The sequence below is a fragment of the Cryobacterium sp. GrIS_2_6 genome (assembly GCF_035984545.1).
Taxonomy (GTDB): domain Bacteria; phylum Actinomycetota; class Actinomycetes; order Actinomycetales; family Microbacteriaceae; genus Cryobacterium.
Window position 1 is genome coordinate 1,653,455 of record NZ_JAXCHP010000001.1, and the last position, 25,431, is coordinate 1,678,885.

Genomic DNA, 25,431 nt, shown 5'->3' on the forward strand with positions numbered 1-25,431 from the left:
AGCTTAACCGGTGAGGCGACCGAGCGCCGAACGGATCAGGCTACCGCGGATGACTTCGAAATTGCCGGCGATTTCGACGGCCATTTCCGCGGCCTTCGCCCGGCTCGATGCATCCCTGCGTCGGGACAGTGGCACCAGTGCGCTCTCGATCAGCCCCAGTTCCCGCTCTGCCGCGCCGCGGAAGCCGCGCAGGTGCCTCGGTTCGATCCCGCTGTGCTGGAGCTCGACAAGGGCACGCAGGACTCCGAGCGCATCGTCACCGTACACTTCCGCCGGAAGGATGATCGAGGCGGACACGGCGTCGTGCAGCAGGGCGGCGGATGCCCCGGCCTCGCGGATGAGCTCGTCCCTGCTGAGGCGCCGTTCGGTCGACAGCATCGACGGACCCGGAGTCACTCCCCCGGGCAGGGACGGCGAGTTGCCGGCGTCGAGGTCGTCGAGGTAGCCCCGGATGACCTTGAGCGGAAGGTACAGGTCGCGCTGCATCGACAGGATCAGTCGGAGCCGGTCGAGGTCACTCGCGCAGAACTTGCGGTAGCCGGATTCGGTGCGCGCGGGAGAGACGAGGCGCTGCTCCTCGAGGAAGCGCAGCTTCGACGGGGTGAGGTCTGGAAAATCCGGGGTCAGGCGAGCGAGCACCTGTCCGATGCTCAACAGCGACGTCGCACCCGGTTGCCTGGCCTGGGCGGAGGACGCTGCCACTACTCGCTCGCCTGTGGCGCCAGATCGAGTCGCGAGGCGTAGAACGTGAGCCGGAACTTGCCGACCTGGACTTCATCCCGGTCGTGGAGCGCTGCGGTTTCGATGCGCACTCCCTCGAAATAGGTGCCGTTGAGGGAGACGAGGTCCTTGACCTCGAACGAGGTTCCGTGGCGGAGGAACTCGGCGTGCCGGCGGGACACGGTCACGTCGTCGAGGAAGATGTCCGCGTGCGGGTGCCGCCCGACGGTCGTCACATCGGCATCGAGCAGGAACCGGGCGCCCGAGTTCGGACCGCGGCGAACGACGAGGAGAGCCGATCCGGAGGGAAGGGCGGAGATCGCTTCTTGTTCTTCTGCCGTCACGTCGTTGTCGACGGCCGCGAGCTGGGCTGCGAAGCCCTGGCTGAACGTCATCGTCGTGTCGGTGCCGGAATATTCTTCGGGCGCGGTCTTACGCTGGCTCTCATCTGGCTTTTTGGAATCAATCACCGGTACACCTCCTACCCCCCAATCGTATCCGATCGAATGGACGGTATGGCCCGCGGAATCCGAATCACCCTGGCCGTCTCGAAAGCGTAGATGATTCCGGCCCACCAATACAGGAATGCTCCCCAGATTCCGAAGGCCCAGCCGATCGGAAGAGACCACCAGCCGAGCATCGGGAAAGCCTGGCCGAGCATGATCAGCGGCAGCGCATAGAAGAGGCAGAACGTCGCGGCCTTGCCGAGCAGGTTGACCGGGAGCGGTCCGTAGCCGTGGTTCGCAAGGACGATCCCGAGGCCGAGCAGAAAGACGTCCCTGCCGATCACGACGAGGACGATCCACCAGGGCACGAGGTCGCGCCAGGCCAGGCCGAGGAGCGCCGCGAAGATGTAGAGCCGGTCGGCCGCGGGGTCGAGCAGCTGGCCGAGCCGGGTGATCTGGTTGAAGCGCCGCGCGATCACGCCGTCGAGGTAGTCGGTGAGGCTCGCGACGAGGAGCACGAGGAGCGCCCAGGCATCCGCGCCGCGGACGAGCAGGACGAGGAAGATCGGAACGAGGGCGAGCCGGAGGGCACTCAGCAGGTTGGGCAGGGTCAGAACCCTGGAACTGATGATGGGTACTTCCGCCCCTGCCATTGTGCGAGTCTACCGATGCGCCGGTGCTCTACGGAATGCGCCGTTTCGCGGGCCGCGCCGTGTCGTCGCCCTCTGCCTCCGTGCCGCCCTTCCCTCCGCCGCGGCTGCGCTCGACGCTGCGCCGGAGCGCCTCCATCAGGTCGAGGACCTCGCCGCCGGCGGACTCCTCTCCTGCGGCTTCCCCCGCCTCCCCTGCCTCGGCAGCCTCGACGGTCTCTCCGGCCGCGAGCCTGGCTTCGATCAGCTCCCTGAGCTGGTCCTGGTAGTCGTCGCGGTAGTTCTGGGGGGTGAAGTCGGAGGCGAAAGACTCGACGAGCGCCGCCGAGAGTTCGAGCTCCTGCCGCGAGATCTTCGTCGATTCGGCCAGGGCGGGAAAGTCGGCCTCCCGCACCTCGTCGCTCCAGAGCAGCGCCTGCAGGAGCAGCACGTCACCGCGCACCCGGAGCGCGCCCAGCCGGGTCTTCTGGCGGAGTGCAAAACGCACGATCGCAGTGCGGTCGCTCGCCTCGAGCGCCCGCCGCAGCAGGACGTATGCCTTCGGCGATGCGCCGTCCGGTTCCAGGAAGTAGCTCTTCTCGAACAGCATCGGGTCGAGCTGCTCGCTCGGCACGAACTCGACGACGTCGATCTCCCTGCTCTTCTCCGCCGGGAGCCTGCGGAGCTCCTCCTCGGTGAGCACGACCGTGTTCTCGCCGTCGTCGTACGCCTTGTCGATGTGGGCATAGTCGACGATCCGGCCGCAGCGGGAGCATCGCCGCTGGTAGCGGATGCGCCCGCCGTCGGCATCGTGGACCTGGTGCAACGGGGTGTCGTGGTCTTCTGTCGCGCTGTAGACCTTGACGGGCACGTTGACGAGGCCGAAGGTGATGGAGCCTTTCCAGATCGATCTCATGCGAACCAGTAGACACCGCATCCGCCCCCCGTACTAGCCGGACGGGGAGTGCGCGGGCATGCTGGTGGAACGGCATCGGGAGAACCCGGGCGAATCGATCGGAACGGAGGCCGGATGAACGAGGCGACGAGCCAGGTCGTGTCCGTCGACGGTCACCGGATCACTCTCACGCACCTCGACAAGGTGCTCTACCCCGAGACCGGCACCACAAAAGCGGATGTCCTCGGGTACTACGCCGCGATCGCCGAGGTGCTCGTGCCGCATGCCGCGAACCGTGCGGCGACCCGCAAGCGCTGGGTGCACGGGGTCGGCACGGCGGAGAAGCCGGAGAAGATGTTCTTCCAGAAGAACCTCGAGGACTCAGCGCCGAGCTGGGTGCAGCGCCACTCGATCGAGCACACCGACCACACGAACGTGTACCCGCTCGTGAACGACGTCGCGACCCTGACCTGGCTCGGGCAGATGTCGGCGCTCGAGCTCCACGTTCCGCAGTGGCAGTTCGGGCGGGACGGCAGCAGGCGCAACCCCGACCGGCTCGTGCTCGACCTCGACCCCGGCGAGGGCGTCACGCTTCCGGAGTGCGCAGAGGTGGCCAGGCTCGCCCGCGCCATCCTGCGCGATATGGGACTCGACCCGCTCCCGGTCACGAGCGGGAGCAAGGGCATCCACCTCTATGCCGCGCTGGACCTGACCCATACCTCCGACGAGATCTCGCAGGTTGCGCACGAACTCGCCCGAGCGCTCGAAGCCGACCACCCCGACCTCGTGGTGAGCGACATGAAGAAGTCGATCAGGGGCGGCAAGGTGCTCGTGGACTGGAGCCAGAACAACGCTGCGAAGACCACGATCACGCCGTATTCCCTGCGCGGCACGTTCCGGCCGATGGTCGCGATGCCGCGCACCTGGCGGGAGCTCGCCGAGCCCGGACTCACCCAGCTCGACTACAAGCAGGCGCTGAGCCGGGTCGAGCACGGCGGCGATCCGCTCGCCGAGCTGCTCGGAGCGCACGGTTCTGGGGCGCGCGAACCGGAACGGGACGGCGCGCGCGATGCGGGGGCGGATGCCGCCGCACCAGACCCCGGGGACCGGCTGGCCGTGTATCGCAGCAAACGCTCGTCGGCGCGCACCCCGGAGCCGGTGCCGGAAGCAGGCACCGCCGCCGTGAATGGGAGCCACGACCGGCAGAGCTTCGTCATCCAGGAACACCACGCCAGGAACCTGCACTACGACTTCCGTCTCGAGCACGAGGGTGTCCTCGCGTCCTGGGCGCTCCCGCGCGGGGTGCCGACGGATCCGGCGAAGAATCACCTCGCCGTGCGCACCGAAGACCATCCCCTCGAGTACGGCGGGTTCGAGGGTGAGATTCCGGCAGGGGAATACGGGGCGGGCACGGTGTCGATCTGGGATCGCGGCCGCTACGACCTCGAGAAATGGCGGGAAGACGAGGTCATCGCGACCCTTCACGGAGAGCCGGGTGGGGGCCTCGGGGGCACGCGGCGGTTCGCGCTCATCCGCACGAACGCGCAGGGCCAGGGTTCTCACGACCGCTCGGCCCAGAACTGGCTCATCCATCTGATGAAGCCGAAGGCCGGCGCCAGGGTCCGGCGGACGGTGGCACCGGCCGCCGTATCCGCTACTGGATCAGCCGCGGCCGTATCGGCCGCCGCGCCGGACTCGGGACAGCCGGTCCCGGAGACCGGTGCGGACTTCGGACCGAATCCCGGCATGGCCCCCGGCACCGAGACCGGCGGAGTCGCGCCGGGCGGGCGGCCGGATGCGAGCCCGCGCGGGCGGTACACGCCCATGCTCGCGACGCTCGGATCGGCCACGGACCTGGTCACGGACATCCGGTGGGCCTTCGAACCGAAGTGGGACGGCATTCGCGCACTCGCCTACCTGTCGACGATGGGCACCGAGCGGCCGGTGCAGCTCTTCACCCGGGCGGGCAACGAGGTGACGGATGCCTACCCCGAGCTTCTCGCGGCGGTTCCGACCGCTGTCGACGCGGCCAGCGCGGTGCTCGACGGGGAGATCGTCGCGCTCGACCGCTCCGGCAGGCCCAACTTCGGCCTGCTGCAGAGCCGGATGCACCTGACCCGCCGCACGGTGGCCGCAGCCGCCGCCGCGACCCCGGTGCAGTACCTCGTGTTCGACGTGCTCGAACGCGACGGGGTCGACCTCAGCCGCACGCCGTACTCGGAGCGGCGGGCGATCCTCGAGTCGCTCGTCACGGGCGACGGGGCGGTGCAGCTGTCGCCGGACCTCCCCGGCGACGCGCAGGATGCCGTGCGGGTGAGCCGCGAGCTCGGTCTCGAAGGCATCGTCGCGAAGGACACCGACGGCGGATACGAGGGCGGGCGGCGGTCGCGATCGTGGATCAAGATCAAGCACCACCGGGCTCAGGAGGTCGTTATCGGCGGCTGGCGCACCGGGAACGGCAACCGGTCGCGGTCGCTCGGTTCGCTGCTGCTCGGGATTCCGTCCGAGACGGGCCTCGAGTACGTCGGGAGGGTCGGCACCGGGTTCCGAGACCGGGACCTGGTCGTGCTGCGCGGCCGGCTCGACCGGCTCGCGCAGGCGGAGAGCCCGTTCGCCGCGGTGCCGGCGGCCGACGTACGGGACGCGCACTGGGTGCGGCCTGTCCTGGTCGGGGAGGTCGACTATCTCGAGTGGACCTCGGATGGCCGGTTGCGGCATCCGTCGTGGCGGGGCTGGCGCCCGGACAAGTCCGCGGAGGAGGTCGTGCGGGAGGCCTGAGGCGACTCCGGAGCGCGGGGCGACGTTCGGGTGGGGTCCGTAGCGCGCCAGGCTAGCGCGGCGGTGCGGTGCGCGGCGGCTTCGGTGTGCGCGGCGGCCTGGGGAACGCCCCGCGCATGTGGTCGGAGGAGAGGTAGTCGCCGACGCCGATCATGATGAGGCTGAACAGGATCTGCTCGCTGACCATCCACAACGGATACAGGCCCGGGATCGCGGCGAGGACGAGCGTGATCACCGGAAAGATCTTGCTGAACAGGCGCAGCCGGAGGTAGGCCCAGTAGAAGCCCTTCTGCGCCCGCCAGGCGAAGTAGAGCAGGGTCAGCGTCATCGCGAGCACGACGAAGGTGCGCATCCAGACCGAGGACGGGATCTCGGTGCCGCCGAGGAAGAGGACGACCGCGACGACGACCGCGGCCGAGCCGAGGACCAGTTCCGCGGCGAGGAGCCACAGGATCGCGACGAAAGTGCGCCTGGTCCTGGGGTGCCGGCGCATCTCGGGCGCGATGGTGTATTCGACGGAACGACCACCGGCGACCCGATCGAGCCTGAGGAACAACGGTTCCAGTTTCATGATTCCTCCGGGTGTCAACGGTAGCGGGTTGCACGGGGCCGGTGTCACGGATCGGGTACAGCGTGCCGGGCGCACGGTGCCGGACGGCAGCACCCGGCGTACGCTTCGGACATGGACACGTTCGTCGTCTGCCTCTGGATCATGCTCATCGCCTGCATGGCCGCCTGGACGCTCTCCCTCATCACCCGGGAATACTCCTGGGTCGACCGATCCTGGTCCGTGCTGCCGCCGGTCTACGCCTGGGTGTTCGCGGCGGGGTCCGGTTTCGACGACGTTCGCCTCGTGACGATCGCAGTTCTCGTGACCCTGTGGGGTGCGCGGCTGACGTTCGACTTCGCCCGCAAGGGCGGCTACGCGCCCGGCGGAGAGGACTACCGGTGGGCGGTGCTCCGCGGGCGGATGTCGCCGGCACGGTTCGGACTCTTCAACCTGTTCTTCATCACGATCTGCCAGAACACCATCCTGCTCCTGATCGTGTCGCCCGCCGGGACCGCTGCCGTGCACGCTGCGAACCCGTTCGGCCCTCCCGACCTGGTGCTGGCCTGCGTCTTCGTGCTGCTGCTCATCGGTGAAGGGGTGGCGGACCAGGAACAGTGGGACTCCCACCGGGCCGGGCAGCCGCTCGCGGCATCCGTGGGCAGCGCTGTGGAGTGGAGTGCTCGGGAGTCGAGTGCTCGGGAGTCGAGTGCGTCCGCAGGTCCGGACGTCCTCCGCACCGGGTTGTTCCGCTACTCGCGGCACCCGAACTATTTCTGCGAGCTCGGCCAGTGGTGTCCCGGCACACGGGCTACCCCGCATACCAGCGCGTGACGAGCCCGATCGTGCCGTGGTTTCCCCGGGGCGACCCGCTGGCCGTCCCCCGGCCGGCGTCCCGTCCGGTGAGGAGGGCGCGGTAATGGGCGCACAGGCAGACCGGCTTCGCGCGATGTACTCCGGCGGGCAGGGGAACGCCACGGCGAAGCGCTATGCGCGGTTGTGGAACCGGGCGCTGCGCCTCGGAGTACTGCCGAGACGCTGGGTCTCCCTCGAGGTCGTCGGGCGACGCAGCGGACAGGTGACGCGGTTCCCGATCGGGATGGCCGACGTTGACGGCCAGTGGTACCTCGTCTCGATGCTCGGCGAATGCAACTGGGTGCGGAACGTGCGCGCGGCGGGCGGCAGAGCGACGCTCCGCAGGCGCTCGGCGCGCCCGGTCTGGCTCGTCGAGGTGCCGGCGGAGGACCGCGCGCCGGTCCTGAAACGCTTCGTCGAGAAGGCCCCGGGCGGGCGCCCGCACATTCCCGTGGACCGGCACGAACCCGTTTCGGCGTTCGAGGCGATCGCCGCGGACCATCCCGTCTTCCGGGTGCTGACCGCCGTCTGACTGCAGCGGGTCAGGCGCGCGACTTCGGCGTGCGGACGTCGGTGGCCGGGCCGCCGGCATCCGCCCCGTCCAGGCGGGCGCGCAGGGCAGGCCAGCTCAGGGCGAAGCCGGGGTGCAACGGCAGTGCGTCGACGAGCTCGGCGGCCACCCAGCGCAGTGCGATGCTCTCACGGTCGCTGATCACGGGCTCGAAGGGTTCGAGGGCGCGCACGACGACCGTCGTATACGACCAGAAGCCGAGGTCGAGTACCGAGCTGAACTGCACGCTGACGAGTTCAGCGGGCACGCCGGCCTCCTCGTTCGCCTCGCGGAGGGCGGCCTCGAGGGCGGTCTCGTGTTCATGCCGGGCGCCGCCGGGAAGCCCCCAGGTGTCGCCGTTGTGGCTCCACTCGGCGCGATGCTGCATCAGCACCCCGAGGTCGGCGTGGTGCACGAGCAGCCCGGCAGCGCCGAACCGTCCCCAGAACCTGCGGCCGTCCGGCGCGAAGACCCACTCGTCGCCGTTTCCCCTCATGAACCAAGCATGCGGCATCGGGCCGCCAATCGACCCACGGCGTACGGTTTTCGCACAGTGCGGTCGGTTCCGGCCCGCCGTGGGGTCGTTCTAGAGGGCGACGATGGTGTGCAGCGGGGTGGTGCCGAGGCGGTCGCGGCCGAGGAGTTCGGTGAGCTCGAGCACGACGCCGACGCCGGTCAGCCGATAGCCGGCACGCCGGACGAGCCGGGACGTTGCCGCGATCGTTCCGCCCGTCGCGAGCACATCGTCGAGGACGAGTACCCGGGATCCCTCCGGCAGCTGACCGATCTCGAGTTCGAGGCACGCGGAACCGTATTCGAGGTCGTAGTTCTCCGACAACACGGAGCCGGGCAGCTTGCCGCCCTTGCGCACGGCGAGCACGGCTGCCCCCGCCGCGTATCCAACGGCCGCCGCGAGCAGGAAACCGCGCGCTTCGATTCCTGCGACCGCGTCGAACTGCCCGGCGAATCGCCCGGCGAGTTCATCGATGAGTGCCCGGAAGGCCAGGGCGTCCGCGAACACGGGGTTGAGGTCCCGGAAGAGGATGCCCGTCTCCGGGAAGTCCTGGTAGGACGCGAGGAGGGCTGTCACATGGTCTGCTGCTGGTGTTGGCACCGGTCAAGCCTAGGTGGTCGAGTGCCCCGGAACCGCTTCGGTCCCCCCGCTCGGGGCTGCGACTCCGGTCGGACTGCCGCCGTGATGCGACGCGGAGTCCGTCTTCGTTGCGGACATGGCGTCGGCGACGGCCGTGAGGAAGCGGACAACGGCGTGGCGTTCGGACGGTTCGAGGTCCTCAGCGGCCGCAAACATCCGCTCGTGCACGCCCCCGAGCGCCCGGCGCACCTCCTGATGCGCCGCCGGCGTCGCGAAGATGAGCTGGACCCGTCCGTCCACGGCGTGCGCCTCGCGGCGGATGTGCCCGGTGCGGGTCAGGCGCGCGAGCAGCTTCGAGGTCGCGGCCGAGGAGATCCCGAGGTGAGCGGTGAGATCCTTCGGGCTGACCGGTGTCCGGCGGGCCTCGCGCTGGATCAGGTGCCTGATCGCGACGAGGTCGGTCTCGTTGACCGCGAGCTCGGCCCTGGCGCGCTCGCGCATCGCGGCATCCGCGGCCCGGAAGGCCCGGAGCGCGGCGAGAACGTCACGCGCACCGGTCGCACCGGGTGCAGCGGTGTTCCCCTGGCCAATCCAGAAGCTCGGCTCCGGCGACGGAGACCGGGGCGGGAAAGTGGCTCGTTCGGACATTCCACCATGCTACCCTCACAATTAGCTAACTTGGCTAGCAATATCTACGGGTATGGTGGCGGGTAGCGGGAGGAATCAAATGCAGGCTGTGGACCAGACGGTCGAACTCGTCGTACTCCTTGACGACTCCGGGCGCTCGATCGGCTCGGCGCCCAAGAGCACGATGCACGACGCCGACACCGCCCTTCATCTCGCCTTCTCCGTCTACGTCTTCAACGAACGCGGGGACGTTCTCGTCACCCGGCGCGCCCTCGGCAAGCGGACCTGGCCGGGAGTCTGGACGAACTCCTTCTGCGGGCATCCCCTGCCAGACGAGTCGCAGCGGCGGGCCATCGCCAGGCGCGGCCGGTTTGAGCTCGGCCTCGACCTCGACGAACTGACCGTGGCGCTTCCCCTTTTCCGCTACCGGGCGACGGATGCGAGCGGCATCGTGGAAAACGAGATCTGCCCGGTGTACCGCGCGACGGTGTACACCGAACCCGTGCCGAATCCCGACGAGGTTTCCGAATACGTGTGGACCGACCCCGAAACCCTGCGCGCGAGCGCGCTTTCCAGCCCGTGGGCCTTCAGCCCATGGATGGTGCTCCAACTTAAGGAGTTGAGATTCGATGCCTGAGATCGCCCACATCGAAGTAGAGACCGAACTCCAGCGATACTTCGCGGCGGCCAGGCTGCGAGCGAGCGACTACGGAACGCACTACGTCGCTCTCTGGGACTCGCTCGAGCAGGCCAGCAGTGGCGGCAAGCGAGTGCGCCCGGCGCTCGTTCTCGCCGCATATGCCGGACTCGGCGGAACAGAGATGAGCCTGGCGATCCCGGTCGCCGTGAGCTTCGAGCTCCTGCACACCGCGTTCGTGATCCACGACGACGTGATCGACCGCGACCTGCACCGTCGGGGCGTCGCGAACGTCGCCGGCCGGTTCACGGAGCGAGCCCTCGCCCATGGAGCCGTCGGGACGCAGACCGGAGCCTGGGCGACCACGGCGGCGATCCTCGCCGGCGACCTCGCCCTGAGCGAGGCGCACCGCGCACTCGCCCTGCTGCCGATCGGCGCTGAGCAGCGCGGCCGGCTCCTCGACCTTCTGGACCGGGCCGTCTTCGTGTCGGCGGCCGGCGAACTCGCGGACGTCACGAACACCGCCTCGAAGACTCCCCTCTCTGTCGAGGAAGTGACCGTGACCCTCGAGCAGAAGACCGCCGTCTACTCCTTCGAGGCTCCCCTGATGGCCGGGGCAGTGCTCGCGGGAGCGAGCGAGGAGGCGATCGTCGCCCTCGGGCGGTTCGGCAGGCTCGTCGGCGTCGCCTTCCAGCTCACCGACGATATCCTCGGTGTCTTCGGAGACCCCGCGCGCACGGGGAAGAGCGCACTGACCGACCTGCGCGAGGGCAAGCAGACCGCGCTCGTGGCCTACGCCGGCAGGACGGACGACTGGCCGGCGATCGCACCGTTCGTCGGCAAGGCTGACCTCACCCAGGATGAGGCAGAGGAGGCCAAGCGGCTCCTGCGCACCTGCGGGGCCCTGCAGTCCACGGACGAGCTCGCGATCGACCACGCCCGCAGGGCGGTCGCCGCGCTCGACATCGCCGCGATCCCCGTTGTCCTCCGCACAACCCTCACCCAGCTCGCCGACACCTCAGTGAATCGCAGCCGATGACCGACACCCGACGCCCGACGCCCACGACCGGCACGGCCACCCAGATCGCGACGTACACCCGGGCGGCCCATGCGAGCTCCGCCCAGGTCATCGGCGTCTACTCGACATCGTTCGGTCTGGCCTGCCGCCTCCTCGCCGCACGGGAACGCCGCCAGGTCGGCTCGATCTACGCGCTCGTACGGATCGCGGACGAAATCGTCGACGGCGCGGCGAGCCAGGCGGGGCTCCCGGATGCGGCGCAGCGTGCGGCTCTCGACGGACTCGAGGACGAGACCCTGCGGGCGATCGAGACCGGCTTCAGCACAAACCTCATCGTGCACGCCTTCGCAGACACCGCGCGGGCGACCGGCATCGATGCCCGGCTCACGACGCCGTTCTTCGCCTCGATGCGACGCGACCTCGACCCGGCCCCCTTCGACGCCGCCGGCATCGCCGACTACATCTACGGCTCTGCGGAGGTCGTCGGGCTGATGTGCCTGCGCTCGTTCCTGCAAGAGTCCGAACGCACAGAGACCGAACTGGCGACGCTCACGGCCGGCGCCCGCAGTCTCGGAGCGGCCTTCCAGAAGGTCAACTTCCTGCGGGACATCGCCGCCGACCGGGACGATCTCGGACGCAACTACTTCCCGGGAGTGAACTTGCTCACCATGACCGACGAGGAGAAGGACTTCCTCCTCGACGACATGGACGCGGACCTCAACGCCGCGGCGCGCGCGCTGCCCCTGCTCCCCCGCGGGAACCGGCGTGCGGTTGCCGCCGCGCACGGCCTCTTCGCGAGCCTCGCGGTCAAACTCCGCGGAACGCCGGCCCGCGGCCTGCTGAACGCCCGGGTGCGGGTACCCGACCCGGAAAAACTGACGATCGCCCTCGGCGCAGCCCTCGGCCCTGGAGCGTGGAAGAAATGACCCCTTCGAATGGAAACCGCACGATCGTGATCGGCGGCGGGATCGCCGGCCTCGCCAGTGCGGCCCTGCTCGCCCGTGACGGGCACCTGGTGACCCTGCTCGAAACCAACGACACCCTCGGTGGCCGCGCAGGATCCTGGACCGAACAGGGGTTCCGGTTCGAAACCGGACCGTCCTGGTACCTGATGCCCGGCGTCTTCGACCACTTCTTCCGCCTGTTCGGCACGAGCTCGGCAGAGCAACTCGAGCTGCGCCGCCTCGACCCCGGCTACCGGGTCTTCTTCGAGGACGACCCGGATCCGATCGACATCCGCGCCGAACGCGCCGACAACGTCGCCCTGTTCGAAAGCCTCGAGCCAGGAGCGGGTGCCGCGCTCGACCGTTATCTGGACTCCGCGGAGGACACCTACCGGATGGCCGTGTCCCGGTTCCTCTACACGAGCTTCCAGTCGTTCCGGCCGCTGCTCGTCAGGGACGTCCTGACCCGCCTCCCCCGGCTCGCCCGGCTGCTCCTGCAGCCGCTCGACAAGTTCGTCGCCGGCTACGTCCGCGACCCGCGACTGCGCCAGGTCCTCGGCTATCCGGCCGTTTTCCTCGGCTCCTCCCCCGACCAGACCCCGTCGATGTACCACCTGATGAGTCATCTCGACCTTGCGGACGGCGTGCTCTACCCGCAGGGCGGCTTCACCCGCCTGATCGACAGCATCGCCGAACTCGCCAGGGCCGAGGGCGTCGAAGTGATCACGGGCGCGAGGGTCACGGGAATAACCACCACACCGGGAACGCGGGCTGGCGTGTCGAAGCGACTTCGTGCATCCGTCACCGGGGTCAGCTACGTCGACAGGGCAGGGACCACCGTACGGCTCGCCGCCGACCGGGTGGTCTCGGCCGCCGACCTGCACCACACCGAGACCGAGCTTCTTCCCGAGCCGTTGCAAAGCTACCCGGAGTCCTGGTGGCAGCGCCGGGTATCAGGGCCCGGTGCCGTGCTCGTACTGCTCGGCGTGAGCGGCCAACTGCCGAAACTGCAGCATCACACCCTCCTGTTCACCCGGGACTGGGGCGAGAACTTCGGCCGCATCTTCGGGAAGACGCCGAGCATCGCCTCACCGGCTTCGTTCTACGTCTGCATGCCGAGCGCGACAGACCCAGGCGTCGCACCGGACGGCTCATCGAACCTGTTCCTGCTCGTGCCGATCCCGGCAGACCCCGGCCTCGGCCACGGCGGAATCGACGGCGCGGGCTCCCCCGCCATCGAAGCGATCGCCGACGACGCCATCGGGCAGCTCGCCGACTGGGCGGGCATCCCCGACCTCGCCGACCGGATCGTCGTACGCCGCACGATCGGGCCGGGCGACTTCGCCGACGACCTCAACTCCTGGCGCGGCGGGGCACTCGGCCCCGCACACACGCTCAAGCAGAGCGCGTTCTTCCGCGGGTCGAACGCCTCCGCGAAGATCGACGGCCTCTACTACGCGGGCGGCACGACGATCCCGGGGATCGGGCTTCCGATGTGCCTGATCAGCGCCGAAATCCTGCTCAAGAGGATGCGCTCGGACACGAGCACGGGACCGCTGCCGGAACCGATGCCTCGGCGCACGCCGGTTTCGGCGGCGGTCCGGGTCTCGGTGCCGTTGCGCCCAGAGCCCGGCGCAGCGGGCGGGACCGGCGCGGCCGCCGCGGAAGCCGCCGCAACCGGGGTCCGCACCGCGGACGGGCCGGACGCGCCCGGCACGCCGTGAGCGTCGCCTATCTGCTGGGCCTGCTCGTCTCGCTCGGCGCCATGGTGCTCCTCGACCGCAGGTTCCGGCTGTTCTTCTGGCGCGACGGCCGCAAGGCCGCCGCCGTGCTCGCCATCGGCGTGGCCTTCCTGCTGGCCTGGGACGCGGGCGGCATCACTGCGGGGATCTTCTACCGGGGCGAGACGGACCTGATGACCGGCATCCAGCTCGCGCCGGAGCTCCCGCTCGAGGAGTTGTTCTTCCTGGCCTTCCTCTGCTACCTGACCATGAACGCCCTGCGCGGGGCGGAGCTGCTTCTCGAACGCGGTGCGCGTCGAAAGCGGCGCACATGACCTACCTGCTGCTCGACCTCGTCTTCGTCGTCGCGGCCGCACTCGCAGCGGTCGTTGCCGGGCTGCGGCGACGTCCTTCCCGGAGCAGGGTCGCGGCGATCGCGTGCGCATTGCTCGCGGTGCTCGTGCTGAGCGCGATCTTCGACAACCTGATGATCGGCGTCGGGCTCGTCGCATACGACCCCGCCCACACCTCTGGCCTCCGCCTCGGCCTGGCCCCGGTCGAGGATTTCGCCTACCCGGTCGCCACCGCCCTCCTGCTGCCCGCGCTCTGGACGCTCCTGCCGGGGCGCCGGGCTCCGGCCGGACGGGTCGCCCCGGTCCGCCCCGGGTCGGTCGACGGGACCGGAACCGTGGGAGAATCCAGTCCGGCAACGGACCAGGGGCGGGATCACGGTCCCGGGCAGGATCACGACAACAGCGCCAGTAGCCAAACGGCGACGCGCGGGGGGAACCGATGAGCAGCATCCGTACGACGACACTCTGGAAGACGCGGCAGGTGCTGCTGTCCTCGCGGCCCCTCAGCTGGATCAACACGGCCTACCCGTTCGCGGCCGCCTACATCGTGACGACGGGGCGCGTCGACGCGCTCCTTGTGGTCGGCACACTGTTCTTCCTGATCCCGTACAACCTGCTGATGTACGGCATCAATGACGTGTTCGACTACGAGTCCGACCTGCGCAACCCGCGGAAGGGCGGCGTCGAGGGCGCGATGCTCGACCCTGCCCTGCACCGCACGGTGCTGGTGTCCGGAATCCTGACGGCGGTGCCCGTGCTCGGCGCGATGCTCGTGCTGGCCGGCACCGGGCATCCGTTGTCGTGGGTCGTGCTCGCGGTGAGCCTCTTTGCCGTCGCCGCGTACTCGGTGCCTGGGCTGCGGTTCAAGGAGCGCCCGGTCGTCGACTCCGTGACGTCGAGCACGCACTTCGTGAGCCCGGCGGTCTACGGGCTCGCGGTCGCCGGGGCGCAGTGGACACCCGGCCTGGTCGCCCTGCTCGCCGCGTTCTTCCTCTGGGGTATGGCCAGCCACGCCTTCGGGGCCGTGCAGGACGTCGTGCCGGACCGGGAGGGCGGGATCGCCTCGATCGCGACCGCGCTCGGCGCCGCCCGGACGGTACGGCTCGCAATCGGCTGCTGGGCTGCGGCCGGGCTGCTGATGCTCGCGACCGGGTGGCCCGGCCTGCTCGCCGCCGTGCTCGCGGTTCCGTACATTGTGGCCGCGTGGCCCTTCCGGTCGGTGAGCGATGCTCGCGCCGAGACGGCCAATGCCGGCTGGAAGCGCTTTCTCTGGCTCAACTTCGTGTCCGGGTTCTGCGTGACCATGCTGCTGATCGTGTCGTCGCTGCTCTGAGGCGGGTGCTGACGCGCGCCGAGCGGATGCCGCGACGCCAGCATCCGCACGACCGCGCGCCCTCGAAACGCAGGACCAGAGCGCCGCTGAGGCTCCCCTGGCCTCACGCGCGGCCTCATCCTGCGTTTCGCTCGCACGCTGACGAGAACCCGAGGCCGCGCACCCGCCAACGTGCGCCTGGTCGTAGAGTCGAAGGATGGACCCCCTGACGACGGCACGCGTGGACAGCTGGACGTGGGCCGTGCGGGTGTTCAAGACCCGGTCGCTCGCGACGGCCGCGTGCCGGGCCGGTCACGTCAAGGTGAACGGCGAACGGGCGAAGTCGGCGCAGCCGGTGCACATCGGCGACGAGGTCCGGGTGCGGTCGAGCGGGTTCGACCGGGTGCTCGTGGTTTCGAAGATCGTGAACAAGCGCGTCGGCGCGCTCGTCGCCGCCGAGTGCTTCGTGGACAAGACCCCGCCGCCGCCGCCGCGAGAGGAGGTCGCGCTCGTGCCGATGCGCGACCGCGGCGCCGGGCGTCCGACCAAGCGGGAACGCCGCGACATCGACAAGTTGCGCGCCACGGAGCGGCAGGGCCCCGAGGACTGGCCGGAGAACGACTGAGCCTCCCCCGGCATCCGTTCGCCCCGTCGAATCAGTCGGGGGCGAGGGCGGGAAGGGTGCGGATTCCGAAGTGCTCCTGCAGGGCGAGCGCGGCGGCGAAGCATCCGTTCATGCCGTGCACGGCGGGACCGGGCGGCGTCGACGCCGAGCAGAGGTAGACCCCGGGAACGGGCGTGCGCCAGGGGTGGGTCGACACGACCGGTCGCTTGACGAGCTGGCGCAGGGAGACCGCCCCGCCGAGGATGTCGCCGCCGATGAGGTTCGGATTCCCTGCGGCGAGCTCTGCGGGCGTGTGGCTCGCGGCGGCGAGGATCGTATCGCGGAATCCGGGCGCATAGCGTTCGATCGCTCGCACGATCGCGAGGGCCGGGTCGCCGTTCCAGCCGGCCGGAACGTGGGTGTAGGCCCAGAGCACGGCCTTCCCGGTCGGCGCCCGGCTCGCGTCGAGCACACTCGGTTGGGCGAGCAGCACGAACGGCTGCCGCGGCGAGCGTCCCCCGGACACCAGCCGTTCGGCACGCTCGACCTCAACCCGGCTGCCGCCGAGATGCACGGTCGGCGCGAGGGCGAGCCGCGGATTCGTCCAGGGCACCGGGCCGGACAGCGCGAAGTCGACCTTGGCGACGCCGGTGCCGTAGCGGTAGCGGCGGAGCGCACGCCGGTAGCCGTCCGGAAGCGCGGGCCCCGCGAAACGGTCGAGGAAGACCGTCGAGGTGTCGAGCAGGGTGACCCTGGCCGGATCGAGGTCGCCGGGCCCGCGCACCTCGGTGTTCAGCCGCAGCGTGCCGCCGTGGGCGAGCAGGTCGGCGACGAGCGCGTCGGCGATCGCCTGCGCTCCGCCGACCGGGTAGCCCCAGCCGTCCGCGTGCGCCTCCGCCGCGAGGAGCAGCCCGGCCCCCGCCTGCGCGAGTGCCGGCTGGCGGCCGGGAGCGTGCGCGGCGACGCCGGAGAGGAGGGCCGGTGCGCCGGGACCGTGGAACAGCATCCGCCCGGCGGGGGTGCCGAGGGCCAGCACGCGGAGGCCGTACTCGAGGGCGGCGCGCGGGTCGTCCGGCCAGCGCAGCAGCGGGTGGCCGGTGAATGAGACGACGCCCTCGATACGGTCGACGAGGGGCCCGAGCAGCCGGGTCCAGGCCGGGCCGTCACGGCCGAGGCCCGCGGCGGTGCGGTCGAGGTCGCGGTAGGCGACGGCGGCGCGGTGCACATCGAGCGGATGCGCGTATGACACCTCAGGGATCACGAACGGCACCCGCTCGCTGAGCCCGAAGGCGCGGAAGAACGGGGAGGCGAGGGCTGCGGGGTGCACCGCGGAGCCGAGGTCGTGCCGGAAGCCTGGCAGGGTGAGCTCGCCGGTGCGGAGGCCGCCGCCGGCCGTGGCGGCACGCTCGGTGACGGTCACGGACAAGCCGGCCCTCGCGCAGACGACCGCGGCGGCGAGGCCGTTCGGCCCGGCCCCGACCACGTTCACGTCAGGCACGGGGGCCACCCGGGAGCGCGACCGGACGTACGTAGAACCCGGCCGGGGTGCGCACCCACCAGTCCCCGGTGGCGCTCCGCTCGGCGCGGGTCGCAAACCGGTAGCGGAACAGCCGCGCACGCACGAAGCGGGGCGGAGCGTCGGGGAACGGGTTGACCCGCAGCATCCGGAGGGTCGGCCGGTCGCCCTCGAGCAAACGCACCAGGAACATCTCGAACCACCGGGTGTCGCGCACGCCGAGGGCGAGGAACCACATCAGCCAGTCCAGCCGCAGGTGATACGGGGCGAACTGGCGGGGCGGGCGGGCGGGGTCCCCCGGTTTGCCGTGGAATTCGTAGGCGCGCCAGGCCGTCTCGTCGCCGGGATCTTCGGCGGAGCTGCCCTCGACGACGATCTCATAGCGCTCCTTCGTCACGGTGCCGAAGGCCCCGTAGGCGTTCACGAGGTGGTACCGGTTGAAGCTCGCGTTCATCAGCTGCCTGCGCGCGACCAGGTTGCGCGCCGGCCAGAAACTCAGCACCACGAGCAGGAGGGTGACCGCGAGCACGAGCACGACGAACCACGACGGGGAGATGGCGGGGAGGACTGCCGAGGGCTCGCCCGCGCCGCCGGGGAGGAACGGGAAGACCGTCCGGAAGGCGCGGTCGTCGACGGCGGCGAAGACGAGCACGATCGTGATCCAGTTCAGCCAGGCGAAGTTGCCGGTGGCCACGAGCCACAGCTGGGTCAGGGCGAGCACGGCGGCGGCGACGGATGCGACGGGCTGCGGCGCGAAGAGGAAGAACGGCACCACGAGTTGCGCGACATGATTGCCGAGCACCTCGCCGCGGTGGAACCAGGCCGGCAGTCGGTGCACGAAGGAGCTCACGGGGTTCGGCATCGGCTGTGTCTCGTGATGGTAGAACATCGCGGTCAGGTCCCGCCATTCCGGGCCGCCGCGCATCTTGATCATTCCGGCGCCGAACTCCAGCCGGAAGACCAGCCAGCGCACGAAGACAATGATCGTGAGCGGCGGGGCCACCTCGTTCGACCCGAGGAAGGCGACGACGAACCCGGCCTCGAGCAGCAGGCTCTCCCAGCCGAAGGAGTAGAAGGTCTGCCCCACGTTGACGACCGACAGGTACCCGGCCCAGAGCAGCAGGAAAGCGAGCATCGGGAGCCAGGGCGGGCCGAGTTGCGGCAGGCCGGCGACGAGGGTTGCGGCCACCAGGACGCCGCCCCAGGCCAGCACCCGCAGCATCCGGTCGGAGTAACGCCAGTGGAAGAGGCTCGGCGCATCGCGGAACCGCAGGCGGGACACCCAGTCGCGCACCGGCAGCAGGCCATGATCCCCGAGCAGCGCCGGGAACTGGTTGGCGGTGGACAGGAACGCCACGAGGAAGATCGCTGCTACTCCGCGCTGCAGGACCTGCCGCGCTATCGAGTAGTCGTCGGCCTCGAAGAGGGCACCGAGGAGATCCATCGTGCAGTCACCCTAGCCCCGCCTGGCCCAGCAGGGCAGGGTCCGGCAGGGCAGGGTCCGGCAGGGCAGGGTCCGGCAGGGCAGGGTCACGGTGCTCGGCGCAGGTGCTCGGCGGTGAGGGCGGCCATCTCCTCGTCGGAGAGCTCGTCGAGCTGCTTCGCCTCGTGCCGGTCGGTGCGGTTCCAGCGCAGGAACAGGATGATCAGCACCGGGATATCCGCGACCTCCGCGATGAACCAGAGGAAGTCACCGGACAGGTGCTGGTCCCAGAGCGGCGAAGGGAACCAGGCCGGGAACGACCCGACCAGGGCCGGGGCCCCGTCGAGCACGGTCTCGTTGAGTCGCAGCAGGATGCCGGGGATGGCATCCATCACGAGTTCGACGAAGGCGAGCATGAACTCGGCCGTGATGAAGAGACTCGTGCGGACGAGGGCGTGGTCGGTGATGGGCAGCACCATGAGCAGTCCGACCAGCGGCACGAGCAGCGTCAGGCTCGCCTCCGCAGCGGGATTGCTCCGCAGCACGAAGGCGAGGGGGGTCAGGAAGACCAGGAACGCGGCGATCGCGAAGAGCGGGGCGAAGACGGCGTTGCCGACCAGACGCACGAACCAGGACCCGAGGACGGCGTTGAACCCGCGCAGGGCCCGACCGTCGAGCGCGGCCCGCGCCAGCTCGACGGGGCGACCGAGGCTCAGCAGCGCCGGGACCACGAAGAGCAGGAGGGCGATCCGGGTCGTGAACGCCCAGCGCAGGTCGAGGCTCCAGGCTCCGAGGAACCCGAACGACACCCACGCCCAGGACCCGAGTCCGAGCAGGAAGAAGCCGAGGGTCGGGAGGAGCGGCCAGGCGGTCCCCCTGCGGCCGGCGGCCCGGATACCCAGGAGATACAGCGCGGCGGCGACAAGGATGCCCGAACCCGCGACCGGATCGAACCGGGCGGTGCCGAGGAAGTCGAGGAAGGAAGGCGTGAGCGACCATTCTGGCTGATGCGTGCCGGGATATCCGGCGCCCGTCCCATTATGCGTCTTCCCCGTCCCTGGGCGGCGGGAATGTGCTCGGCGAGTGGTTGACGTGGGGGACTAAACCGGTATAGGTTTGCCTAAACCGGTTCAGAAGACACGAGCGGGTGCTATCGATGAGGAGGCGCGATGAGTGAGCCCAAGGTGACCATCGCTGATGTGGCCCGCGAGGCCGGAGTCAGCAAAGGCCTCGTCTCCTTCGCCCTCAACGACCGGCCCGGTGTCTCCGCCGTGAGTCGCGTCCGCATCCTCGAGATCGCCGAGCGGCTCGGCTGGACCCCCTCTCTGCGAGCCAGGTCGCTATCCACCCGGCGTTCGTTCGCGCTCGGCCTCGTGATCGCCCGCGACCCGGAGGTCCTCGGCTCCGACCCGTTCTTCCCGTCGTTCATCGCCGGCGTCGAGACCGTACTCGCCCCTCAGGGCCTCGCCCTCGTGCTGAGCGTCGTCCCCGACGAGAAGACCGAAATGCGCACCTACCGATCGCTCGTCTCCGACGGCCGCGTCGACGGGGTCTTCCTGAGCGACCTCCGGCACAACGACCCCCGCATCCCGCTTCTGCAGGAACTCGGCCTTCCCGCCGTCACGCTCGGCCGGCCGGACACCGAGAGCCCCTTCCCGTGCATCTCGGTCGACGACACCCCTGGCGTCGCCGAAACCGTGCGCTACCTCGTCTCCCTCGGCCACCGGCGCATCGCCCACGTCGCCGGCAGCCCGGCGCTCCTGCACGGTAGCCGCCGCCGGGCCGCCTTCGACACGGCCCTCCTCGAGGCTGGGCTCCCGGCCGGCCAGTCCATCGAGACCGACTTCTCCGTCGCAGCGGGGGCGGATGCCGCCCGCAGGCTCCTGACCCAGGACTCGCCGCCCACGGCAATCGTTTTCGCCAACGACCCGATGGCCATCGCCGGCCTCGGCGTCGCGCACGAACTCGGCCTGCGCGTACCGGACGACGTCTCAATCACGGGCTTCGACGACATCGACTTCACCCGGTACGTCTACCCTGCGCTCACCACCGTGCGCACTGCCCCGAGCGACTGGGGCCGGGCCGCCGGCCGGACCCTGCTCGACCTCATGGCGCTCGGCACGGCACCCGACGTCGATCTTCCGGCAGGCCGTCTCGTCATCCGCGGCTCCGCCGGTACCCCACTGCGGCCCTAGCTGCCGCACTGTCCCCCACTCCTCACCTCCGATCCGCCACCGAACCCTCCGCCACCGCACCGACCCCGCGTCGGCCGCGGTCCTCCAGCACGCCCTTCCCCGCGTGCCGCACCACCCGAATCACACCCGAGGCAGAGCTGCCGCGGGGAATGAATGGAGAAACCATGCACAGCACAGCACGAACCCGGCGAGTCCTCGCCGCGACCGCGGCATCGGCCGCCGTCATCCTCGCCCTCGGCGCCTGCTCATCGGGCGGCGGCGCGGCGGGAGCGGCGACGACGGCCCACGGCCCCATCACGATCTGGTACTCGAACAACGCGACCGAGATCGCCTGGGGCAAGCAGATGGTGACCGCCTGGAACGCCGACCACCCGAATGAAACCGTCACCGCGCAGGAGATCCCGGCCGGAAAGAGCAGCGAGGAAGTGATCGGCGCCGCCATCACTGCGGGAAACGCACCGTGCCTCGTGTACAACACAGCCCCGGTCGCTGTTCCCCAGTTCCAGAAGCAGGGCGGCCTCGTCAACCTGAGCAGCTTCTCCGACGGCGACTCCTACATCAAGGCCCGTTCGGGCGATACCGCGGCCCAGTACGAGTCAACAGACGGCAAGTTCTACCAGATGCCGTGGAAGTCCAATCCTGTGATGATCTTCTACAACAAGGACATGTTCGCCAAGGCCGGGCTCGACCCGGAGCACCCGAAGCTCGCCACCTACGACGAGTTCCTGACCGCCTCCCGCGCCCTGGTCTCCAGTGGGGCCGCGGCGAACGCGATCTACCCGTCCCCGACGAGTGAGTTCTACCAGAGCTGGTTCGACTTCTACCCGCTGTACGCCGCCGAGACCGGGGGCAAGCAGCTCGTCGAAGACGGCAAGGCCACGTTCACCGGCGACGAGGGCGCCAAGGTCGCCGAGTTCTGGAAGACCATGTACACCGAGGGACTCGCGAACAAGGAGCTCTACCAGGGCGACTCGTTCGCCGACGGCAAGGCCGCAATGTCGATCGTGGGACCGTGGGCTGTTCCGGTGTACAAGGACAAGGTGAACTGGGGCGCCGTTCCGGTGCCGACGAGCGCGGGCACATCCGCTGACAAGACATACACGTTCAGCGACGCCAAGAACGTCGGCATGTACACAGCGTGCAAGAACCAAGGCACAGCCTGGGACGTGCTGAAGTTCTCCACGAGCGAGGCGCAGGACGGCCAGCTCCTCAGCCTGACCGGCCAGATGCCGATCCGCTCCGACCTGACCACCACGTACCCGGACTACTTCGCCGCGAACCCGGCCTACGTCGCCTTCGGCGACCAGGCCGCGCGCACCGTCGAGGTTCCGAACGTGTCGAACTCGGTCGAGGTATGGCAGACGTTCCGGGACGCGTACTCCAAGTCGGTCATCTTCGGCCAGGGCGACATTTCGTCCACCCTGGGCGGCGCGGCAGACAAGATCAACACCCTGGTCTCGAGCAAGTAGCACCTCGTGACCGTCACCGCATCGCGGACCTCGTCCGCCGGGAGCCCCACCCGGGCTCCCGGCGGGCGGGCCACCCGGCGCCGCCCGTGGCTGGGCCGGAATCCGATCGGGCTCCTGCTCAGCGCCCCCTACCTCGTCTTCGTGATCGCCGTCTTCGCGTACCCGCTCATCTTCGCGGTGTACATGGCCTTCCACGACTACTTCTTCGCCGCCCCCGGCGCCCAGGTCGATCGGCCGTTCGTGGGCCTCGACAACTTCCAGGAGGTGCTCTCCGACCCCGCGGTGATCCGCTCGTTCGGTAACGTCGGCATCTTCCTGCTGATCAACGTGCCGCTGACCGTCGTACTCTCGCTCGTCCTCGCAACGGCACTCAACAAGGCCGTGCGCGGCCGCACCTTCCTGCGGGTCGCGTACTACGTGCCCTACGTCACCGCGAGCGTCGCGGTCGTCGGCGTATGGCTTTTCCTCTTCAGCGGTGGCGGCCTCGTCAACCAGGTCCTCGGCCCGCTCGCCCCCGACCCGTCCTGGCTGATCAGCCCGACCTGGGCGATGCCCACGATCGCCCTGTTCGTGACCTGGAAGCAGCTCGGCTTCTATATTCTGCTGTACCTCGCCGCGCTGCAGAGCGTGTCGACCGAGCTCTACGAGGCCGCCTCGACAGACGGTGCCGGTGCGATCCGCAAGTTCTTCTCCGTCACGATCCCCGGCGTGCGCCCGGCGACGGTGCTCGTGCTGCTGCTCTCCACCGTGACGGGAGCGAACCTCTTCACCGAGCCGTACCTCCTCACCGGCGGCGGCGGCCCGAACGGGGCATCGACCTCTCCCGTGCTGCTGATGTACCAGAAGGGCATCGAGCAGGGGAACCCGGACACCGCGTCCGCGATCGGCATCATCCTGGTGATCGGCGTGCTCATCATCGCCTTCATCCAGCGCAAGGTCGCCGGAGGTGACGAATCATGAGCAAGCGCACACCAGACACGGGTACAGGCACACTCAGCACGCGCGCACCGGGAACGCGCACGACCAGCGGCATGAGCCGCGGACAGAATATCCTTCGCGGCGTCGTGCTCACCATCGGAGCCGTGGCGTTCCTGTTCCCGTTCTACTACATGATCGTCGGCTCACTGCAGAAGTCGCCGGACACCTCCATCGCGGGAGCATTCCCGAACCCGGCCAACCTCACCCTCGAGAACTACGCGGACATCAACAGCCGCGTCAACCTGATGCAGACCCTGCTCAACTCCGGCATCTTCACCGGCGGCGTGATCCTCGGCACCCTCGTGTTCGGAGTCCTCGTCGGCTACGCGCTCGCCCAGCTGCAGTGGCGCGGCCGCGGGATCACCTTCGCGCTCGTTCTGCTCGTCCAGGTCGTTCCGTTCCAGCTGCTGATGATCCCGCTCTACGTGATGATCGCGAGGGACTACGGCCTTGCCGACAACTACCTCGGCATGATCCTGCCGTTCGCGATCAACTCGACGGCCGTGATCATCTTCCGGCAGTACTTCCTGCAGGTCCCCCGCGAGCTCTTCGACGCGGCCAGGATCGACGGTGCCGGCGAGGTCGTGCTGCTCTGGCGGATCGCCCTCCCGCTCGTGCGCCCCGCCCTGCTCACCGTCGTGCTACTGACCTTCATCGGCCCGTGGAACGAATTCCTCTGGCCGTTCCTGGTCACCAAGCAGGCCTCGATGCAGCCGCTCGCGGTCGCGCTCGCCAACTACATCAGCACCGTCGCGGCCTCCGCGGCGAACCCCTTCGGAGCGGTCCTCGCCGGCGCCTGCGTGCTGGCCGGACCCGCCGTCATCCTCTTCATCCTCTTCCAACGACACTTCGTCTCGACCGACATCGGTTCAGGCGTGAAAGGCTAGTCATGCGCGAATCCACCGCAGCATCCCCCGTCCCTTCGTCCGCCCCCTCCCCGGCGAACGTGCCGCACGCCTCCGCCCCGAAACGGATGCCCGGCGCGGCATTCCCCTACCGCCTCACCCGGATGGGCGTCGTCATGACGCCGGAACCGGGCAACACCCTCGAGGCGGAGGGCGTGCTCAACCCCGGCTCAGGGCACACGCCAGACGGCACCCTGTGCCTGCTGCCCCGTCTCGTCGCGACCGGGAACGTCTCCCGAGTCGGACTCGCACGCGTGATCATCACCGACGGCGTGCCGACGGGCGTCGAGCGCGAGGGCGTCGTCCTCGAGCCCGACCAGGGCTGGGAACGCGGCGCCCACAACGCCGGCGTCGAAGACCCGCGGGTCACCTTCGTCCCGCGGCTCGGCCTGCACGTGATGACCTATGTCGCGTACGGCCCGCTCGGTCCACGCACGGCACTCGCGGTCTCAGCCGACCTCCGCAGCTGGCGCAGGCTCGGCCCGGTGCTCTTCGCCTTCGACGAAGCACTGGACATGGACCTGAACCTGTTCCACAACAAGGACACCGTCTTCTTCCCGGAGCCCGTCACGGGGCCGAACGGCGTGGAATCCTTCGCGGTGCTGCACCGGCCGATGTGGGACCTCGGCGAGGTCAAGCCGGGTGAAGGCATCCGGGTGCCGGCCGGGGTTACCGACACCAGGCAGAGCATCTGGATCAGTTACGTGCCGGTCGCGGATGTGCTCGCCGACGTGACGAAGCTCTCGTTCTGGAGCGGCCACCGCTTCCTCGCCGGGCCGGAGTTCGCGTTCGAAGAACTCAAGATCGGCGGCGGACCCGCCCCGTTGCGGGTGCCGGAGGGCTGGCTGCTGCTGCACCACGGCGTCACCGGCGTGATCGACGGCGCATTCTCGCAGCAGCAGAAGGTGAACTATGCGGCGGGGGCCATGATCCTCGACGCGGACGACCCGACGATCGTCCTGCAGCGCACGAGCGAACCGCTCCTGAAGGCGGAGACGCCCGACGAGCTCAGCGGCATCGTGCCGAACGTGGTCTTCCCGACCGCGATCGAGGAGGTCGAGGGCCGCCAGTACGTCTTCTACGGGATGGCCGATTCGAAGATCGGTGTCGCCCGCCTGGACCGCACCACCCTGGACCCGACTGACGGATAGTTCCGAAACCCCCCGTTCGGAACATCCGCCCAGTTGCGGAGAAAGCACCTTCGTCGTCGCGACGA

At 69.5% G+C, this 25,431-nt stretch carries 27 protein-coding genes; 16 read left to right on the top strand and 11 right to left on the bottom strand.

Annotation, left to right across the window (positions count from 1 at the left end):
• Positions 1-3: 3 nt before the first annotated feature.
• The 4 genes from RCH22_RS08240 to RCH22_RS08255 all read right to left on the bottom strand — a co-directional run bounded on the left by RCH22_RS08240 (position 4) and on the right by RCH22_RS08255 (position 2,711).
• Positions 4-702, bottom strand: coding sequence for a MerR family transcriptional regulator (locus RCH22_RS08240; RefSeq protein WP_327013545.1), 699 nt, complete (start codon positions 700-702; stop codon positions 4-6).
• Positions 702-1,115, bottom strand: coding sequence for an FHA domain-containing protein (locus RCH22_RS08245; protein ID WP_134446136.1), 414 nt, complete (start codon positions 1,113-1,115; stop codon positions 702-704). The genes RCH22_RS08240 and RCH22_RS08245 overlap by 1 nt, the downstream gene beginning before the upstream one ends.
• Positions 1,116-1,201: 86 nt before the next feature.
• Positions 1,202-1,819, bottom strand: coding sequence for a CDP-alcohol phosphatidyltransferase family protein (locus RCH22_RS08250; protein ID WP_327013546.1), 618 nt, complete (start codon positions 1,817-1,819; stop codon positions 1,202-1,204).
• A 28-nt stretch (positions 1,820-1,847) separates the two neighbouring features.
• Positions 1,848-2,711 (bottom strand): Ku protein, encoded by an 864-nt coding sequence (locus tag RCH22_RS08255; protein WP_327013547.1) that lies wholly within the window; start codon positions 2,709-2,711, stop codon positions 1,848-1,850.
• A 114-nt stretch (positions 2,712-2,825) separates the two neighbouring features.
• Here RCH22_RS08255 and RCH22_RS08260 point away from each other — a divergent pair, with 114 nt between their 5' ends.
• A complete protein-coding gene (locus RCH22_RS08260; RefSeq protein ID WP_327013548.1) occupies positions 2,826-5,468 on the top strand; it encodes an ATP-dependent DNA ligase in 2,643 nt (880 codons plus the stop codon).
• A 52-nt stretch (positions 5,469-5,520) separates the two neighbouring features.
• Here RCH22_RS08260 and RCH22_RS08265 read toward each other — a convergent pair whose 3' ends face one another.
• On the bottom strand, positions 5,521-6,039 hold the full coding sequence (locus tag RCH22_RS08265; RefSeq protein ID WP_327013549.1) for a hypothetical protein: 519 nt from the start codon (positions 6,037-6,039) through the stop codon (positions 5,521-5,523).
• Positions 6,040-6,150: 111 nt separating this feature from the next.
• Here RCH22_RS08265 and RCH22_RS08270 point away from each other — a divergent pair, with 111 nt between their 5' ends.
• Both RCH22_RS08270 and RCH22_RS08275 read left to right on the top strand, forming a co-directional pair.
• On the top strand, positions 6,151-6,849 hold the full coding sequence (locus RCH22_RS08270) for a DUF1295 domain-containing protein (RefSeq protein ID WP_327013550.1): 699 nt from the start codon (positions 6,151-6,153) through the stop codon (positions 6,847-6,849).
• Positions 6,850-6,934: 85 nt separating this feature from the next.
• Entirely contained in the window at positions 6,935-7,402 is a 468-nt protein-coding gene (locus tag RCH22_RS08275) for a nitroreductase/quinone reductase family protein (protein WP_327013551.1), read from the top strand.
• Between the two features lie 10 nt (positions 7,403-7,412).
• Here RCH22_RS08275 and RCH22_RS08280 read toward each other — a convergent pair whose 3' ends face one another.
• The 3 genes from RCH22_RS08280 to RCH22_RS08290 form a co-directional block, all read right to left on the bottom strand.
• Positions 7,413-7,916, bottom strand: coding sequence for an NUDIX domain-containing protein (locus tag RCH22_RS08280; RefSeq protein ID WP_327013552.1), 504 nt, complete (start codon positions 7,914-7,916; stop codon positions 7,413-7,415).
• Between the two features lie 90 nt (positions 7,917-8,006).
• On the bottom strand, positions 8,007-8,534 hold the full coding sequence (locus RCH22_RS08285; RefSeq protein WP_327013553.1) for an adenine phosphoribosyltransferase: 528 nt from the start codon (positions 8,532-8,534) through the stop codon (positions 8,007-8,009).
• A 9-nt stretch (positions 8,535-8,543) separates the two neighbouring features.
• Positions 8,544-9,161, bottom strand: coding sequence for a MarR family winged helix-turn-helix transcriptional regulator (locus tag RCH22_RS08290; protein ID WP_327013554.1), 618 nt, complete (start codon positions 9,159-9,161; stop codon positions 8,544-8,546).
• A gap of 88 nt (positions 9,162-9,249) precedes the next feature.
• Here RCH22_RS08290 and idi point away from each other — a divergent pair, with 88 nt between their 5' ends.
• From idi to RCH22_RS08330, 8 genes are all read left to right on the top strand, one after another.
• Positions 9,250-9,777, top strand: a complete 528-nt coding sequence (idi, locus tag RCH22_RS08295; protein WP_327013555.1) for an isopentenyl-diphosphate Delta-isomerase — start codon at positions 9,250-9,252, stop codon at positions 9,775-9,777.
• The gene (locus tag RCH22_RS08300; protein ID WP_327013556.1) at positions 9,770-10,816 is read left to right on the top strand and encodes a polyprenyl synthetase family protein; all 1,047 of its coding nucleotides are present in this window, start codon (positions 9,770-9,772) and stop codon (positions 10,814-10,816) included. Before idi ends, RCH22_RS08300 begins: the two co-directional genes overlap by 8 nt.
• Positions 10,813-11,721, top strand: a complete 909-nt coding sequence (locus RCH22_RS08305) for a squalene/phytoene synthase family protein (protein WP_327013557.1) — start codon at positions 10,813-10,815, stop codon at positions 11,719-11,721. Before RCH22_RS08300 ends, RCH22_RS08305 begins: the two co-directional genes overlap by 4 nt.
• A complete protein-coding gene (gene crtI, locus RCH22_RS08310; RefSeq protein ID WP_327013558.1) occupies positions 11,718-13,463 on the top strand; it encodes a phytoene desaturase family protein in 1,746 nt (581 codons plus the stop codon). Before RCH22_RS08305 ends, crtI begins: the two co-directional genes overlap by 4 nt.
• On the top strand, positions 13,460-13,795 hold the full coding sequence (locus tag RCH22_RS08315) for a lycopene cyclase domain-containing protein (protein WP_327013559.1): 336 nt from the start codon (positions 13,460-13,462) through the stop codon (positions 13,793-13,795). The genes crtI and RCH22_RS08315 overlap by 4 nt, the downstream gene beginning before the upstream one ends.
• Positions 13,792-14,256, top strand: a complete 465-nt coding sequence (locus RCH22_RS08320; RefSeq protein WP_327013560.1) for a lycopene cyclase domain-containing protein — start codon at positions 13,792-13,794, stop codon at positions 14,254-14,256. Before RCH22_RS08315 ends, RCH22_RS08320 begins: the two co-directional genes overlap by 4 nt.
• A complete protein-coding gene (locus tag RCH22_RS08325) occupies positions 14,253-15,146 on the top strand; it encodes a prenyltransferase (protein WP_327013561.1) in 894 nt (297 codons plus the stop codon). The genes RCH22_RS08320 and RCH22_RS08325 overlap by 4 nt, the downstream gene beginning before the upstream one ends.
• A 196-nt stretch (positions 15,147-15,342) precedes the next feature.
• Positions 15,343-15,750, top strand: coding sequence for an RNA-binding S4 domain-containing protein (locus RCH22_RS08330; RefSeq protein ID WP_327013562.1), 408 nt, complete (start codon positions 15,343-15,345; stop codon positions 15,748-15,750).
• A gap of 31 nt (positions 15,751-15,781) precedes the next feature.
• Here the strand turns inward: RCH22_RS08330 and RCH22_RS08335 are convergent, their stop codons facing one another.
• From RCH22_RS08335 to RCH22_RS08345, 3 genes are all read right to left on the bottom strand, one after another.
• Positions 15,782-17,227 carry an NAD(P)/FAD-dependent oxidoreductase gene (locus tag RCH22_RS08335; RefSeq protein WP_327013563.1) on the bottom strand — a complete coding sequence of 482 codons (1,446 nt, stop codon included), beginning with the start codon at positions 17,225-17,227 and terminating at the stop codon, positions 15,782-15,784.
• A complete protein-coding gene (locus RCH22_RS08340; protein WP_327013564.1) occupies positions 17,220-18,689 on the bottom strand; it encodes a lipase maturation factor family protein in 1,470 nt (489 codons plus the stop codon). Before RCH22_RS08340 ends, RCH22_RS08335 begins: the two co-directional genes overlap by 8 nt.
• Before the next feature lie 86 nt (positions 18,690-18,775).
• Entirely contained in the window at positions 18,776-19,597 is an 822-nt protein-coding gene (locus RCH22_RS08345) for a cytochrome c oxidase assembly protein (RefSeq protein ID WP_327015478.1), read from the bottom strand.
• Between the two features lie 240 nt (positions 19,598-19,837).
• Between RCH22_RS08345 and RCH22_RS08350 the strand changes: the two genes are divergently transcribed.
• From RCH22_RS08350 to RCH22_RS08370, 5 genes are all read left to right on the top strand, one after another.
• A complete protein-coding gene (locus tag RCH22_RS08350) occupies positions 19,838-20,863 on the top strand; it encodes a LacI family DNA-binding transcriptional regulator (RefSeq protein WP_327013565.1) in 1,026 nt (341 codons plus the stop codon).
• A gap of 164 nt (positions 20,864-21,027) precedes the next feature.
• Positions 21,028-22,332, top strand: a complete 1,305-nt coding sequence (locus RCH22_RS08355; RefSeq protein WP_327013566.1) for an extracellular solute-binding protein — start codon at positions 21,028-21,030, stop codon at positions 22,330-22,332.
• A 90-nt stretch (positions 22,333-22,422) separates the two neighbouring features.
• Positions 22,423-23,292 carry a sugar ABC transporter permease gene (locus tag RCH22_RS08360; protein WP_327015479.1) on the top strand — a complete coding sequence of 290 codons (870 nt, stop codon included), beginning with the start codon at positions 22,423-22,425 and terminating at the stop codon, positions 23,290-23,292.
• Between the two features lie 71 nt (positions 23,293-23,363).
• Positions 23,364-24,197 (top strand): carbohydrate ABC transporter permease, encoded by an 834-nt coding sequence (locus RCH22_RS08365; RefSeq protein WP_327015480.1) that lies wholly within the window; start codon positions 23,364-23,366, stop codon positions 24,195-24,197.
• A gap of 86 nt (positions 24,198-24,283) precedes the next feature.
• Positions 24,284-25,366 (top strand): glycosidase, encoded by a 1,083-nt coding sequence (locus tag RCH22_RS08370; RefSeq protein ID WP_327015481.1) that lies wholly within the window; start codon positions 24,284-24,286, stop codon positions 25,364-25,366.
• The last annotated feature ends 65 nt before the right edge of the window (positions 25,367-25,431 follow it).

Coding starts and splice junctions, on each gene's coding strand:
- RCH22_RS08245 (WP_134446136.1), bottom strand. CDS start 1,115: ATGACGTTCAGCCAGGGCTTCGCAGCCCAGCTCGCGGCCGTCGACAAC.
- RCH22_RS08250 (WP_327013546.1), bottom strand. CDS start 1,819: ATGGCAGGGGCGGAAGTACCCATCATCAGTTCCAGGGTTCTGACCCTG.
- RCH22_RS08255 (WP_327013547.1), bottom strand. CDS start 2,711: ATGAGATCGATCTGGAAAGGCTCCATCACCTTCGGCCTCGTCAACGTG.
- RCH22_RS08260 (WP_327013548.1), top strand. CDS start 2,826: ATGAACGAGGCGACGAGCCAGGTCGTGTCCGTCGACGGTCACCGGATC.
- RCH22_RS08265 (WP_327013549.1), bottom strand. CDS start 6,039: ATGAAACTGGAACCGTTGTTCCTCAGGCTCGATCGGGTCGCCGGTGGT.
- RCH22_RS08270 (WP_327013550.1), top strand. CDS start 6,151: ATGGACACGTTCGTCGTCTGCCTCTGGATCATGCTCATCGCCTGCATG.
- RCH22_RS08275 (WP_327013551.1), top strand. CDS start 6,935: ATGGGCGCACAGGCAGACCGGCTTCGCGCGATGTACTCCGGCGGGCAG.
- RCH22_RS08280 (WP_327013552.1), bottom strand. CDS start 7,916: ATGAGGGGAAACGGCGACGAGTGGGTCTTCGCGCCGGACGGCCGCAGG.
- RCH22_RS08290 (WP_327013554.1), bottom strand. CDS start 9,161: ATGTCCGAACGAGCCACTTTCCCGCCCCGGTCTCCGTCGCCGGAGCCG.
- RCH22_RS08300 (WP_327013556.1), top strand. CDS start 9,770: ATGCCTGAGATCGCCCACATCGAAGTAGAGACCGAACTCCAGCGATAC.
- RCH22_RS08305 (WP_327013557.1), top strand. CDS start 10,813: ATGACCGACACCCGACGCCCGACGCCCACGACCGGCACGGCCACCCAG.
- crtI (WP_327013558.1), top strand. CDS start 11,718: ATGACCCCTTCGAATGGAAACCGCACGATCGTGATCGGCGGCGGGATC.
- RCH22_RS08320 (WP_327013560.1), top strand. CDS start 13,792: ATGACCTACCTGCTGCTCGACCTCGTCTTCGTCGTCGCGGCCGCACTC.
- RCH22_RS08325 (WP_327013561.1), top strand. CDS start 14,253: ATGAGCAGCATCCGTACGACGACACTCTGGAAGACGCGGCAGGTGCTG.
- RCH22_RS08330 (WP_327013562.1), top strand. CDS start 15,343: ATGGACCCCCTGACGACGGCACGCGTGGACAGCTGGACGTGGGCCGTG.
- RCH22_RS08340 (WP_327013564.1), bottom strand. CDS start 18,689: ATGGATCTCCTCGGTGCCCTCTTCGAGGCCGACGACTACTCGATAGCG.
- RCH22_RS08350 (WP_327013565.1), top strand. CDS start 19,838: ATGAGTGAGCCCAAGGTGACCATCGCTGATGTGGCCCGCGAGGCCGGA.
- RCH22_RS08355 (WP_327013566.1), top strand. CDS start 21,028: ATGCACAGCACAGCACGAACCCGGCGAGTCCTCGCCGCGACCGCGGCA.
- RCH22_RS08365 (WP_327015480.1), top strand. CDS start 23,364: ATGAGCCGCGGACAGAATATCCTTCGCGGCGTCGTGCTCACCATCGGA.
- RCH22_RS08370 (WP_327015481.1), top strand. CDS start 24,284: ATGCCCGGCGCGGCATTCCCCTACCGCCTCACCCGGATGGGCGTCGTC.